This is a genomic window from Maribacter spongiicola (assembly GCF_004364165.1).
Taxonomy (GTDB): domain Bacteria; phylum Bacteroidota; class Bacteroidia; order Flavobacteriales; family Flavobacteriaceae; genus Maribacter; species Maribacter spongiicola.
Map to the genome: position 1 here is coordinate 654,948 of NZ_SOAY01000011.1, position 13,042 is coordinate 667,989.

The following is a 13,042-nucleotide window of genomic DNA, read 5'->3' on the forward strand; positions in this document are numbered from 1 at the left end:
TCCCTTACTTTGTACTTAATACTTCGGACTTTGTACTTAAAAAATAACACCAAACAACTCCTCGTAATTGCACTTGTATGGCCAGAACCTGCATCTACAGCTGCTGGAGTGCGCATGATGCAATTATTAGATGTGTTTAAAAAGCAAGGGTATTCGATAACCGTTGCGTCGGCGGCTTCTAAGTCTGATTATTCGGCGGATATGGAAGCTCTTGGATATCAAACGGCAGATATTAAAATGAACGATAGTTCTTTTGATGTTTTTGTAAAAGATCTGAATCCTGATGTGGTGTTGTTTGATCGCTTTTTGACCGAAGAACAGTTTGGGTGGCGCGTGGCGGAAAACTGTCCCGATGCGCTTCGTATGTTAGATACCGAAGATTTACATTCGCTACGTCATGTACGTGAGCAATGCTTTAAAAAAGATATTCCATTTACTACAGATGCTTGGTTGGCAGATGATAAAACCAAACGTGAAATCGCAAGTATTTATCGATGCGATTTGTCATTAATTATCTCTAGTTACGAATTAGAATTATTGACCGATGTCATAAAAATAGACAAAAGTCTACTAATGTTACTTCCTTTTATGGTCGATGAAGTTACTAATGAAACTACTTGGAAAACCTTTAAGGAAAGAACGGATTTCGTATTTATTGGTGGAGGAAAACACGCGCCCAATATTGATGCGGTAAAATGCTTAAAATCGATTATATGGCCATTAATTCGTAAACAATTGCCAGAAGCCAAACTACATATTTACGGTGCTTATTTACCGCAGCAAATTGTAGAAATGAATAATCCAACAACGGGATTTCTAGTTCACGGTAGGGCAGAAGATGTGAATGAAGTAATGCAATCCGCAAAAGTATGCCTAGCTCCGCTACGTTTTGGTGCGGGAATTAAAGGAAAACTACTTTCTGCTATGCAAAACGGTACACCAAGTGTTACTACCACTATTGGTGCCGAAGGCATGCACGGCATTTTAGATTGGAACGGTGGTATAGAAGATGAGCCTTCTGAGTTTGCAAATGCCGCTGTACGTTTGTACACAACTGAACCTGAATGGGAAAACGCTCAAGAAAAAGGTAAAACCTTAGTGAATACTTTGTATGCTAAAACCAGTTTAGAAAGTATTCTTTTAGAAAAAATAGATCAACTTGAAAGGGGGTTAAAATCTCACAGAACAAAAAACTTCACAGGGGCTTTATTACAGCACCAAACCATGACAGCAACTAAGTTTATGAGCAAGTGGATTGAGGAGAAGAATAGAAGGTGATGATAAGTTTCGTTATCGTTTATGTGTAAGGAACTTTGCGTGATTGTGTGCGAGGATTCTCCGCAGGAAAATCAGAGTTAGCAAACACGCAACGACCAAACGGTTTAACTAAAATAAGCAATGTTTTTTACACGATGTTGTATGCAGTTTATTTTGGTCTAAATGTGTTTAATATTTCATCAATTACCTCTGCTGATACAGCAACCGAATAGCTTGAATTATTTAGTACATTATTTGAAATGTATGGGATGTATTGAGACACTACACCTACTAATTGGAAATTTCCTTCCGAATCATAACTATAGACTGGACCTCCACTATTGCCACCATAAGCAGGACAATCTAAAATTATAGTTCTTTTTACTTTATATATACCAGCTACTATTCCTTTTCTCAATAATGGTTTATTATAGTCGAATTGGGGACTTTTTTGTATTCCAAGTGTTTTCGGATATCCGAATATATATGTGTCTAATCCTAAAATAGTTTCCTCTATTGAAGCTAAACGTTTAGAATCTATTGTTGTCCAACTATTTCCTTCATAAACATTAATTTCTTTGAAATCTGCTGCGGTGACATAGTTTATTTTTCCATCAACGATTTTCCCTATAATTAATACTGCAACATCATTATCATCCAGAAATCTAATTAAATTATCATTAAGCATTTGACCTACATTAATACTGACAGTATTCATTTTTTCTTCAGTTACCTTACCAAAATATGATATGTTCAAAATGTTGTCTTTGAGATTAAAAACGCCATTGCTATCATTAGTTCCAAGTACATGTTTAGCTGTCACGAGATATACAAAATCTCCAACAGCAGTATTATCTCTTACTAAAAAACCACTACCAAATTCAATTTTGTTATTTGTTTTAAATTCGAGGTAAATGGAATTTTCAATTATTTTGTTTTTATTAATACTTTGTTGTCCATTCATGTTTAAAAATATCAGGAATAATATCGCGAGTAATTTATTTTTAATCATTTGTCAGTTTTATTGAAATTGCATACAACGTGGAGCTAAGAAGAGTTTCAATTCTTTTTAGCGGATGATAACGAAATTCGTTCTTTCAAAAATTGAAAGCAAGTACTTACACAATGAGTTGTAATCAAGTTATTAACGAAATAGTTAATTAAAAAGTCGTTCCTGCTTACTTTTCAAAACTACTTCTCACCAAATCCATTAATTCTTCGCCATGTAAATTTTTAGCAATGACTACGCCGTTATTATTTAGAATGAAGTTAGCAGGTATGGTACGTACACGTATTTTTTTCAAAAATGGTGCATCATCACCTTGTAAGTCAGATGATTGCAGCCAACGATCGGCACCATCGCGTTTTGCAGCGGCTTTCCAGCTTCTTTCATCGCTTTCTAAGGCATAGGCAAGTATTTGTAAACCTTGGTCGTGATATTCATCATAAAGGGGCGCTAGAACTTTTCTATTCTCTATTCTGCAAGGCGCACACCATGATGCCCATAAGTCCACAATCGTCAATTTTTTACCCAATACATCATTTAAAAGCACGGTGTCTTTGGTCATCATAGGCAATTGAATATTTGGAAATTCATCACCTATTAATACCGGTAAATTTTTGGGTTCGCTTTCTTTACACAGTTGCTTTACCCAAGGGTGATCGGCTTCTTTCACTTTCCACTTCGTACATTGATCCACTAAAAATTCGGGTATGCGTTCATAATCATTTTCTGGGCTAACCCAACGTAAGGTTACCATAGCTGGTAGTAGGTGCGGAGTGCTATTTGCAAATTCCATCAATGCTGTTTGGTATTGTAATACCGCATGTTCTTTTGCCATTAATTCATCACCTTCTTCCACATTCCATTGCTTGTTGGCAAGGTGGGTTTGGTAAGCTTCTTGTTTTATATTCCTTAAGTTCAGTAAAGCCCTATTTATCTCCGAAGGGTTATCAATAGAAAAGATTTTTTGAAATTCAGTAAACCTTGCGGTTATTTGTAAATGTTCTCCATTTTGCCAAATTATGGGCATATAATTGGCTCTGGTATTAAGGTCATTGTTGAAATAGTTGCCCGCTTTTGCTGTGGGTTGCACGGCTAATTCATATAATGTCGGTTCTTTGGTATCAGGTAGGTTATTGAACTTAAAACGACCATCAGAATGTACAATGGCAGAGTCTATGATTTTCCCTAAATAAGAAGCTGCCACATGTTGTAAGTCCTCCGGTTGAATTAAGTAGATTTTAGTGTTTTCCTTTTCGGCACCTTCTACTGTGCCCGATATGACTGCGGGAGAATTACATGCCGTAAGATTCAGAACTAAAAAGACGGCACCGGTAATGATTTTAAAAAAGTTTTTATCCATGTACATGTAATTATTCCCGGCGCTAACTAATTGAATTTTTGACTGTCTTGACTAATGGTAACGAAGTTCGTTTTTTCAAGAATAGAATGCAAGCGTTTAAAATTTGCGTTTTTTTAATTTGAATCATGTTTTCATAATTAACATGCTGACCGGTCGAGTGAATTTCGAGGTACGAGAATTTAGTTTACCTACTGTTTAGGACGGCGCAGTCGAGGGGAATGGAAACTGAACAATGCCTACTAAATACGCTAATCTACATGAAACAGATTACCACGTCGCGAAAGGCTCATCGCAAAGACGTTTTAATTTTACACTACCAACTGGTACGGTGTACTGAGAACTGAAACTGCCTACCGAAAACTTTAAATACGTTCAATTATTACGTAATTTTGAATAGTCAAAAAGAGGATAAAAATGGAGCTAAAAAAAATGCTAGAATATATTTCAAATGTCATTAAAAATATGCCAGAAGATTGGTTGAACCTAACGACCCATCGATTGGATATTTATAACGAAGAACTAGCGAAAGTTCAATTTTTAGACCAGTTCCAAGTTTTAGCGAAAGAGCATAATGCAAACTCAACTGCATTAGGAAATTTACCTACGGCTTATGACTATATTCGTTTAGGTCATCCGTTGTCTTGTATTTTAGAATGGGCTATTGGCAATATCAATCATCTTGCATCTGAACAAGTAATAAGTTTTCAGTCAGAGACCATGCCTATTTTATCCATCCTAAGAACAAATCTATTGAAGAATAGAAATACGCTTATTGCTTATACAGGAGAGTTGCCTAGTTCTATTGATGCGGAAATACTGCGAGCTGTTTATGGTTATACGTTTGATATAAAGCAAGTTGATTCAGCTTCTTCAGTTGAGGCTTTTGATGGTAGTGTCATTTTTGTATCTGAACAAGATAAGATTGCCGCCATGGACATCAACCCGAATATAGATTTTTATATCAATCTTCATGGTGATTTAGGTAGCGTGCTTTTGGTAAATGGTGAGCAGAATACAAGCTATATTTCAGACATTCAGCATGTGCGCAGAAGGGAAACCGTTGCCATGACTCCCGCAAACTGTCTGGTGGCTTTACAGTCTTTAGTGAAACAACCTTCTAATGATAATCAGAAATCATATGTAGCTGAAAACAAAGCTGCCGTGTTAGATTTAATTAGAGAGGTGAGCGGTGCCAATACATTACCATTGGTAGCTTCTAGCGGATTATCTATACAATACGCCATTATGATGGGCTTGGTGCATCATGCATTGGAAGACCATAAAGGGAAGGCAATCAAAATTGTGGTTCCTCCAAATTGTTATGGTGGTACTAACGACCAAGCAAGACGTGTTGCTGCTTGTAGCGATGCTATTGAAATAGTCGATTTACCTGTAGATGGAGACAACGATATGGTACAAAGTATTGATATGGTTTTGGCTAAACTAGCGAAAGAAGATGCTATACCTTTTATCATTGCCGAAATACCGACAAACCCGAGAGTTGAAGTCCCTGATGTTCATAAATTAAGAGATGTTTTAAGTGCTAAACGAAAAACGGCTAGCGGGAGCGAGGCTATCGATCCTGTATTTATATTAGATCAAACTTTTTGCCCCAATGTTCACTTTTTAGGGGATGCAGATATATTATCATCGGTTAGAACAATTTCATTCTCAAGTGGTTCAAAATTCCCAAGTGGCGGAAAATGTACGGCTGGTTATTGTATAGCGAATAAAAAGGCGGAAGCTTTGATTGAAAAAATAGACCTGCACCTAAATCTTTGTGATAACGAAGCTACGGACTTACAGTATGAAATTTTAGCAAAGCAAATGCCATCGATGAACAAAAGAATTCACGATGCGTATTTGAATACTCTTGGTTTTGTAAACTATATTAAGCAAACATTACCTGCCGCGAAAATCAATTTTGTATCTGAAGAATTGGCTGACGAAGGATTCACTCCCTCTGTTTTTTCATTAGACCTCCCAACAAAAGGCGATAGCCCTGAAGAAAGAGAAACGTACAAACGAGAAATGAACCATAGGTTAATCAATCTAATGATTACCGAAATACCAAATGAGAGTAAGTATTGTGTCAGCTACGGACAATTAAATGGTTGCTATTGGACAATACCGGCAACTTCTACCCAAGGCACTACGAAAGAAGATGATAAGGACTATATAGCCCGTGTATCACTTTCTCCGAATATGGATGTGGAACTGCACAAAAAAGTATTTCTGAAGTTTGTTGAAAGTATGTAGAAAATGTTTAAAAAAAGGCTATTCTATATAGCCTTTTTCACGCATCCAATCATCATTGAACATTTTGCCAATATAACGGCTACCATGGTCATGAAACAATACTACGACCACATCGTCTTTTGTGAAATGTTCTTTTAGTTGCAGCACTCCTTTTATGGCAGATCCGGCGGAGTTGCCTAAAAACATGCCTTCTTCTTTCGCTAAACGTTGCGTATACACTGCTCCGTCCTTATCGGTTACTTTGGTGAATCCGTCAATAATGCTAAAATCAACATTTTTTGGTAAAATATCTTCTCCGATACCTTCGGTTACATACGGGTAGATTTCCTTTTCATCAAAAATGCCTGTTTCATGGTATTTTTTAAAAACACTACCATAGGTATCTACACCCCAAACTTTTACATTAGGATTTTGTTCTTTTAAATACTTACCTACACCCGAAATTGTACCGCCAGTACCGACACCAACTACAAAGTGCGTGATTTTACCATCGGTTTGTTTCCAAATTTCTGGTCCCGTACTTTCGTAATGTGCTTTTGCATTACTTGGGTTATCATACTGATTTACATACCAGCTATTCGGAATTTCTTTTGCCAATCTTTTAGATACTGAATAATAAGATCTTGGGTCTTCTGGTTCTACAGCAGTTGGGCAAACCACAACTTCTGCACCTACAGCACGTAAAATATCGCACTTCTCTTTTGACTGTTTATCTGCCAGAACAAAAATACATTTGTACCCTTTTATAATAGCAGCTAAAGCAAGCCCCATACCGGTATTACCCGAAGTTCCTTCAATAATGGTTCCGCCAGGTTGTAGTCTTCCATCAGCTTCTGCATCTTCAATCATCTTCAATGCCATACGGTCTTTAACCGAGTTACCCGGGTTAAAAGTCTCGTATTTAGCTAACACTAAACAAGGTAACTCTGCTGTAAGTTTATTCATTTTTACAAGAGGTGTGTTACCAATTGTGCCAAGTATATTTTCTGCGTATTCCATAGCTGCTTTTAAAGTCTTTCAAAGTTATAAAACTAGATCGGCATTCGCAATATTGTTGCAGATACATCAATAATTGATTTTCCGTCATAGCGAGCGGAGTGCGGCTATCTGATTTTTTTGGGCTACGCCAGTTTATAACATTACGTTTGTTCAGTTCTAATGGCTTTTTGTATGAAGCAAAGCAGAAGCTACAAAGTTATTATCGAGAACCATTGGGATTTATAAGGGTTCTCGATACAAATTTCTCGTACCTCGAAATTCACTCGAACTGACAGTAGGTACTTAGAATATACTTAAATACATACATTCAACAGATTGCCACGTCGCGAAAAAGCTCCTCGCAAAGACGTTTTTAAATTTGTCATAGCGAGCGAAGTGAAGCTATCTGTTTGTTAGGAACACGCTCACTTCGGCTACGCTCAGTGATCTTGACTTTTTTATTCAACATTTTTTCAGTTCGATTGGATTTCGAGGGAAGAGAAATTTGCTTGCTCGCCCTATGTACTTACTTTTTCCCATTCAGCCTATCTTGTAGATCTAACAATCATGGTGTGCCGGAATAGTGAACCTGAAAAACCAATATCATCATCTTCATTTGGCGTTTCAATTAATTCAATAGTGCAGTAAATATCATCTTCAACATAAATTCTATATTTTTCTAGGTTCAAAGAGAAATCGCCCTTTTCTATATCAAGAGGAAAAATAATATTTTCATACACTAGTTTCTTATCTGGTAATCCGTTTTAAATGCTTTGAATATTCAATCGATACCTTCACTTCTTACTTTTCAAGGTAATTGTAATTATATCTAAAAACAATCTCAAAATAGAAAATAGCAGTATACCTAAAAATAGCATGAACAGAAAGAATGTAAAATAATGTTCTGTACTAAGAAAGTAATCTATGGATTTTATCATAACATAATAGATTCCACATAATGCAACATAAGAAATTATAAATACGCTTTTCGATACCTTTCTTTCAACAATTAATTGCTTTATGTAATTGGAAAATGAATAGGAAGAGAAAACGTTTAATAACATTATAAATACAAATAGTACTATAAAATAACCAGAGCCTATTTTATAATTCAAGACTTTAAGTGCGTCTAATAAAATAGCGATTACAATTGAAATCATAAACAGGTATAATGATATTTTTAGGTAAGGGTTTTTCATTTAATTATAACCCAAAATGATTAATTGGTCCGTTACCATGACCTAAGGTTTTGTATTGACCAGCGGCTATTGCTTTGTTGACATAGTCACATCCTTTTTTAATGGCAATTTCCATAGGTTCTCCTAAACTTAAAAAAGTGGCAATGCTTGAAGATAGACTACAACCGGTGCCGTGGGTGTTATTTGTAGCTATTCTTGGGTTGGTAATGGTAAAAGTTTTTCCTGTAGGGTATTCATAGAAAACATCGGTCATTTCGTTGTTATCAATTATATGTCCGCCTTTTAGAAGTACCGAAGTTTTATAATTTTCTGCTATTTTCTTTGCCATAGCTTCCATATTAGCCCCATTGATTTTTTCATCTATCAATAGTTCTGCTTCCGGAATATTCGGAGTAATTAAACTAACGTGTGGCAGAAAGTTTTTTAGACATTCAATGGCATCATCGGTAATTAATTTATGACCAGATGTGGTCACCATTACTGGGTCTAAAACAATGTTCTTTAGTTTGTATTCTGCCAGTTTTTCTTGTACTATTTTTATCACTTCGCAAGAATGAAGCATCCCAATTTTAATGGCTCCGAACTGAATATCACTAAGTACTGCGTCTAATTGCTTTTCGAAATGAGAAATCGGTATGGCGTGTATATCTGTGACTCCCAAAGTATTCTGTGCCGTAGTGGCTGTAATTACCGTAGCGGCATAAGCACCGCAGGCACTAATACTTTTAATATCTGCCTGTATACCGGCACAACCACCAGAATCGCTTCCTGCGATGGATAATACACTGTTGTATGGCGTCTTTATATTTTCCATGCTTCTTTATTATAGGCGCTGTCCCAAAACATCCATTCTAGTTTAGATGCTTTCTCGAAGACGGATTCCATTCTCTTTAAAACATCATCAGACGCGTTTGTAGCATATTTGTTGGTGATTGCAATGGCATTATTTACCGAGGTTGCAAATTCTTCGCCACCATAAGTATCTATCCAATCTTGATACGGATTATCTGCTTTATTCGTTTGGTTCGTCTGTATGTAATCTCCGATTTCTTTATAAATGGTAAAGCAGGGCAGTACGGCAGCCAATGCTTCTTCTAAAGAATGATTCGCCACTATACGGGTCAAATAACTAGTGTACAGTTCGCAAGTAGGAGAGGGCTCCTGTGCCAACTGATTATCCTTTAAAAATATTTGATGTAGCGCATTTTCTACATTGATGATCCCCGTGGCGGAATCTAGAAAAAACTGGGTATCATCTACATGCTCACATTTTACGCCAACAGTTGCCAGAACCTTTTTGTATTCCGATAAATACATGGCATCTTGATTAATGTAAAATTGAAATACCTCAGTCGATAAAGTTCCGTTTATCAGTTCTTTGATAAAGGGGTGCTCTTTTATAGCTTCCAAAATATAATCTGTATTTTCTCTTGCTAGTTTGTACCAGTCTTGCATACTATTTCTTTAAGTTCTTTTGTTGCCGCTTCAGGATGTTCTGCTTTAGAAATGGCAGAAACTACCGCTATTCCGTCTGCTCCATTTGCTATAATTTCTTGAGTGTTGTTTTTGTCTATACCGCCAATGCAGACAATTGGTTTTTTGTAGAATTCTCGTATTTTTTTTAATCCCGAAATGCCCAATGGATGCGCTAAATCCGTAGTCTTCGTAATGGTTGAAAAAATAGGGGAGATGCCAATATAATCTGCTGACTGAGCATCCTGTTGAACGGCTTGTTCTGTGTTACTAACCGATAGTCCAATAATCTTACTATTGCCCAATAATCTACGTGCAACAACATAAGGCATGTCGGTCTGACCAATATGTACGCCGTCTGCATCTATGGCAAGTGCAATATCCAACCGGTCGTTAATAATCAGTGGAATTCCGTAATTGTTACACAAATCTTTACATCGCATTGCACGTTTATAAAATGTCAACGTATCAGAAGTTTTCTCTCGTAATTGAATAAAAGTTGCTCCGCCTTGTAAAGCAGCTTCTAGTATGGCAAAAAAGGAATTGTCATCTCTAATGCTGTCATCGGTAACATACATTAAAGCGTAGTCTACTTTAGGCATTGGTCTTCACTTTTGCGTCTAAAATATCTGGAGTGATTTCATATAAACTATCGTAAAAATTCATTTGAAAACTCCCTGGTCCGGCACTTTTTTCATTTGCCATATCGCCCGCAACACCCATAATTGCCATTGCCGCAGTTGCCGCCAAATGCGCATTTTCTTCCACACCTAAACAGGCACCAACCATTGCAGTTGCCGTACAGCCCATACCGGTGATTCTAGCCATAAGCGGACTCCCGTTTTCAATTTTACTTACGTTATCGCCGGTAATTATATAATCAGTTTCACCACTAATTACTACCGTATTCTTGAATTTCTTTGATAGTAGGGTAGCACCTTCAATAGCATCTTGGGTATCCATCGTACTATCGACCCCTTTTGTAGAATTTGTTAATTTTGCCAATGCCATAATTTCAGATGCATTACCACGAATTACATTTGGCGTAGCCGCTTTTAAAATCATCTGCGCAACTTCTGTTCTGTATGCAGATGCACCAACACCGACAGGGTCAAATACAAATGGAGTGTTGGTTGCTTTTGCTTGTTCTGCAGCCATTAGCATACTTTCTACCCATTTTTCGCTCAACGTGCCCATGTTTATTACCAGAGAAGAAGAAATAGTAACAATGTCTTTTACTTCTTCTATAGCATGTGCCATAACAGGCGATGCGCCAACAGCTAACAGTGCATTGGCGGTATTGTTCATTACCACATAATTAGTGATGTTATGTACTAACGGACCTTCAGTTTTTACTTGTTCTAATACGGATGCAATACTGCTCATTATTATACCTGATTATTGATGAATGATTCATTTTAAACGGAATCAACTAAGATCGCAATAATCAAAAAAATAGCATGGAAAATCATGTTACGATTGTGATAAGTTATTAACGAGAGGTGTTCAAATAAGAAGTTTTAATTAGCAAATGTCATTAATCGCTATAAGGGAAATATCTTCCGTCAGATGCGGCAGAAGCGCTAACTTGTATTCTAACTTTTCCAAACCATGACCACTTTACCTCGTGTTCGCATCTTCTCAATGTGCGCTATAGCATGTGGAATTTGAGTATGTGGAAATGTCTTTTCTAGATGGACCTTAATTTTGCCTTCTTTTACTAGTGATGCCAAAATATCTAAATCTTGAGTATTGGCTTCGGCAGTAAATTGGGTTAAAGGGAACTTATTAAAAGCCTTTTTTAAAAGAACAGAAAACATATGACCTATAGTGGTGAAACCGACCATAATACCTCTTTTTCCCATTCTTGTGTAGTCAGAATGTTTTAGGTTTCCGTGGGTATCAATAATCACATCATAACTGTCATTGTGCTCGTGAATATTAACCTGATCATAAGTAATAACATTATCTGCACCAATAGATTTTACAAAGTCTATATTTCTTGAGGAACAAACTGCTGTGACTTTAGCTCCATAGGCTTTTGCAATTTGTACCGTAAAATGACCCACACCACCCGATGCACCATTGATTAAAATAGATTCCCCTTCTTTAATTTTTCCGTGGGTAATAAGTGCTTGGTATGCGGTTAATGCCGCAACAGGAATACCTGACATACTTGGGAAATCTGCATGCTCTGGCATTTTAGCACAAACATTTGCTGTTACGCATGCATATTCTGCAAAAGCACCACCACCTAACATTTCACCAAATACGTGATCACCGACTTTGAAATTGGTAACTCCATTTCCTACTTCTTCTATAATCCCTGAAAAATCAGCACCTAAAATAGTATCCTTTGGTTTGAACAACCCGAAAGAGAATCTTGCTATAAATGGTTTACCACGTAAAATGTGCCAATCTGCCGGATTAGCGGAATTTGCCATAACCTTTACCAAAATATGATTGTCTTTAACTACCGGTTTAGCCACTTCTTCTAACTGAAGTACCTCTGGTCCGCCATATTTATATTTGGTAAATGCTTTCATGAGTTTTATTACTGGATTATTCAAGAGCCTTTTCAACCTTCATATCTGGCTGATTCACAGCGTTATATTCAAAAATATCATTTCTTGAGTAATGACCAATAACATCGAAATCTAATTTGGCGTGCACTATTTTTTCTAAGTCTATTTCTGCAATCAATACACCAGCTTCGTCAAATAAAGGTCCGGCAATTATTTTTCCTAATGGAGAAACAATCACACTACCACCACGACATAAATTTTCAGGTTCATTTGTAACCAAATGCTGATATTCTTTTGGATACATTGACTTCGTATAAAACTGATTGCAGCCCAAGACAAAACATCTGCCTTCTAAAGCAATATGTTTCATAGTTGAAGTCCACTCGTCTCGTGAGTCTGCAGTAGGGGCTATGTAAATCTCCACACCTTGTCTGTACATTGCCATTCTCGCCAAAGGCATGTAATTCTCCCAACAAATTAGTCCGCCAAGCTTTCCGATTTTAGTATCGAAACTAACTAACGATGAACCATCATCTTCACTCCAAATAATACGTTCGCTACCTGTTGGTTTTATTTTTCGATGGACACCTAAAAAGCCATCAGTAGGGGAGATGTAGAGCATAGAACAATACAAACTGCCATTGTTAGATTGCTTCTCTGTAACACCAATAACCAAATATACCTTCTCGGTTTTGGCTAGTTTAACCAGTCTTTGTAATTCCTTACCTTCTAAATCTAAGCTGTTTTTATGGTAATCGGCATAAAGCTTTCTGCCCTCATCGGTTCTACTGCCAACCACGGCGCCAAAAGAAAAACCTCTTGGATAACCGGGAATAAAAGATTCAGGAAAAACAATTATTTCACATCCTTGCTTGGCATGGGTTTTTACTAGGCTTTCTATTTTATCGATTGTTTTCTCGATATCAAAGTAAACGGGGCTATCTTGAATGAGGCAGACTTTTAATTTCATGGGTAACGCTTAAGT

General features: G+C 36.9%; 11 protein-coding genes. 2 read left to right on the plus strand and 9 right to left on the minus strand.

Going from position 1 to position 13,042, the window contains the following annotated elements; genetic code table 11:
- Positions 1 to 30 precede the first annotated feature (30 nt).
- The gene (locus CLV90_RS11095) at positions 31 to 1,278 is read left to right on the plus strand and encodes a glycosyltransferase (protein ID WP_243835380.1); all 1,248 of its coding nucleotides are present in this window, start codon (positions 31 to 33) and stop codon (positions 1,276 to 1,278) included.
- Positions 1,279 to 1,426: 148 nt separating this feature from the next.
- Here the strand turns inward: CLV90_RS11095 and CLV90_RS11100 are convergent, their stop codons facing one another.
- Positions 1,427 to 2,269 (minus strand): S1 family peptidase, encoded by an 843-nt coding sequence (locus CLV90_RS11100; protein WP_133687546.1) that lies wholly within the window; start codon positions 2,267 to 2,269, stop codon positions 1,427 to 1,429.
- A 166-nt stretch (positions 2,270 to 2,435) separates the two neighbouring features.
- Positions 2,436 to 3,623, minus strand: a complete 1,188-nt coding sequence (locus tag CLV90_RS11105; protein ID WP_166638569.1) for a TlpA family protein disulfide reductase — start codon at positions 3,621 to 3,623, stop codon at positions 2,436 to 2,438.
- A 414-nt stretch (positions 3,624 to 4,037) separates the two neighbouring features.
- On the opposite strand from CLV90_RS11105, the gene CLV90_RS11110 reads away from it, so the two are divergent.
- Complete coding sequence (locus CLV90_RS11110; RefSeq protein WP_133687548.1) at positions 4,038 to 5,882, plus strand: PLP-dependent aminotransferase family protein; 1,845 nt, start codon at positions 4,038 to 4,040, stop codon at positions 5,880 to 5,882.
- An 18-nt stretch (positions 5,883 to 5,900) separates the two neighbouring features.
- Here CLV90_RS11110 and CLV90_RS11115 read toward each other — a convergent pair whose 3' ends face one another.
- The 7 genes from CLV90_RS11115 to CLV90_RS11145 form a co-directional block, all read right to left on the minus strand.
- A complete protein-coding gene (locus CLV90_RS11115; protein ID WP_133687549.1) occupies positions 5,901 to 6,881 on the minus strand; it encodes a PLP-dependent cysteine synthase family protein in 981 nt (326 codons plus the stop codon).
- A 1,182-nt stretch (positions 6,882 to 8,063) separates the two neighbouring features.
- Positions 8,064 to 8,873 (minus strand): bifunctional hydroxymethylpyrimidine kinase/phosphomethylpyrimidine kinase, encoded by an 810-nt coding sequence (thiD, locus tag CLV90_RS11120; protein WP_133687550.1) that lies wholly within the window; start codon positions 8,871 to 8,873, stop codon positions 8,064 to 8,066.
- Positions 8,861 to 9,514 (minus strand): thiaminase II, encoded by a 654-nt coding sequence (gene tenA / locus CLV90_RS11125; RefSeq protein ID WP_133687551.1) that lies wholly within the window; start codon positions 9,512 to 9,514, stop codon positions 8,861 to 8,863. The genes thiD and tenA overlap by 13 nt, the downstream gene beginning before the upstream one ends.
- The gene (gene thiE / locus CLV90_RS11130) at positions 9,493 to 10,134 is read right to left on the minus strand and encodes a thiamine phosphate synthase (RefSeq protein WP_133687552.1); all 642 of its coding nucleotides are present in this window, start codon (positions 10,132 to 10,134) and stop codon (positions 9,493 to 9,495) included. The genes tenA and thiE overlap by 22 nt, the downstream gene beginning before the upstream one ends.
- Positions 10,127 to 10,918: a hydroxyethylthiazole kinase gene (gene thiM, locus CLV90_RS11135; RefSeq protein ID WP_133687553.1), complete on the minus strand. Its 792-nt coding sequence runs from the start codon at positions 10,916 to 10,918 to the stop codon at positions 10,127 to 10,129. Before thiM ends, thiE begins: the two co-directional genes overlap by 8 nt.
- Before the next feature lie 209 nt (positions 10,919 to 11,127).
- Positions 11,128 to 12,078 carry an NAD(P)-dependent alcohol dehydrogenase gene (locus tag CLV90_RS11140; protein ID WP_133687554.1) on the minus strand — a complete coding sequence of 317 codons (951 nt, stop codon included), beginning with the start codon at positions 12,076 to 12,078 and terminating at the stop codon, positions 11,128 to 11,130.
- Between the two features lie 16 nt (positions 12,079 to 12,094).
- Positions 12,095 to 13,027, minus strand: coding sequence for a carbon-nitrogen hydrolase family protein (locus tag CLV90_RS11145; RefSeq protein ID WP_133687555.1), 933 nt, complete (start codon positions 13,025 to 13,027; stop codon positions 12,095 to 12,097).
- Positions 13,028 to 13,042 lie beyond the last annotated feature (15 nt).